The sequence below is a fragment of the Spirillospora sp. NPDC049652 genome, assembly GCF_040675125.1.
Classification (GTDB): domain Bacteria; phylum Actinomycetota; class Actinomycetes; order Streptosporangiales; family Streptosporangiaceae; genus Spirillospora.
In genome coordinates this window covers 1-1,339 of record NZ_JBFAOF010001435.1, presented here as the reverse complement: position 1 = coordinate 1,339, position 1,339 = coordinate 1, and the positions used below count along the sequence as shown (strand labels likewise).

The window sequence follows — 1,339 nt, the reverse complement described above, 5'->3', positions numbered from 1 at the left end:
GCAGGCCCAGGATCTCGGCGAACAGGCCGCACAGGATCTCCTCGGCGAGCGTCGCGGGCGCGCGGCCCTCCGGCGGGCCCGTGAGGTCGGGGGCGGGCAGCGCGGCGCGGTCCAGCTTGCCGTTGGCGGTCACCGGGAACTCGTCCAGGGCCACGAACGCCGCCGGGACCATGTAGTCGGGCAGCCGTCCCGCCGCGTACTCGCGCAGCCGCTCAACGGTCACCGAGCCGGTCAGGTAGGCGGCCAGCCGCACCGCGCCCGGACGGTCCTCGCGCGCCACCACCGCGACCCGGTCCACGCCCGGATGGGCGGACAGGACGTTCTCGACCTCCCCGAGCTCGATCCGGAACCCGCGGATCTTCACCTGGTCGTCCGCGCGACCGGCGAACTCCAGCTCGCCGTCCCTCGTCCAGCGCACCAGGTCGCCGGTCCGGTACATCCGGCGGGAGGGGGCGAACGGGCAGGCCACGAACCGCTCGGCCGTCAGCGCCGCCCGGCCCAGGTAGCCGCGCGCCAGGTTCGGCCCGGCGAGGTACAGCTCTCCGGTGACCCCGGGCGGAACGGGCCGCAGCGCGTCGTCCAGCACGAACACCGAGGTGTTCCAGATGGGACCGCCGACCGGCACGGGCTCGTCCGGGACGAGCGGACCGCTCATGGTCGCGCAGACCGTCGACTCGGTCGGGCCGTAGGCGTTGACCATCCGGCGGCCGGGCGCCCAGCGGCCGACGAGGTCCGGCGGGCACGCCTCGCCCGCCACCACCAGCGTCTCCACGCCGTCCGGCAGGTGCTCGACGGTGGCCAGCAGCGACGGCGGCACCGTCACATGCGTCACCGCGAGGTCCGCGAGGAGCGGTTCGAGCCGTCCTCTCGGCGGCATCCGGTCGGCGTCCGCGAGCAGCAGCGTCGCGCCCGACAGGAGCGCCATGCACATCTCCGACACCGACGCGTCGAACCCGAGCGCCGCCAACTGCAGCACCCGCGAATCGGGCCGGACGGCGAACCGCTCGACCTGCGCTCCCGCCAGGCCCGCGAGTCCGCGATGCGAGACGACGACGCCCTTGGGGACGCCGGTGGAGCCGGACGTGTAGATGACGTAGGCGGCCTGGTCGCACGGCACCTCGATCCCCGTGGGGCCGGTGTCGTCGCTCAGCGAGCGCAGGAAGAGCCGGTCCACGACCAGCGCCGGAGCCGCGTCCGAGAGCATGAAGGAGATGCGTTCGGCGGGGTAGGCCAGGTCGATCGGCAGGTAGGCGGCGCCGGCCTTCACGATGCCGAGGAGCACGGCGACGAGATCGGGCGACCGCTCCAGCAGCACGGCCACGACGTCCTCGGGACGGAC

Annotated in this window: 1 protein-coding gene; it reads right to left on the bottom strand. The window is 74.3% G+C overall.

Annotation, left to right across the window (positions count from 1 at the left end):
* Nucleotides 1-1,339, bottom strand: a 1,339-nt coding sequence (locus AB0J52_RS40860) for an amino acid adenylation domain-containing protein (protein ID WP_500188615.1), incomplete at both ends; no start/stop codon positions are given.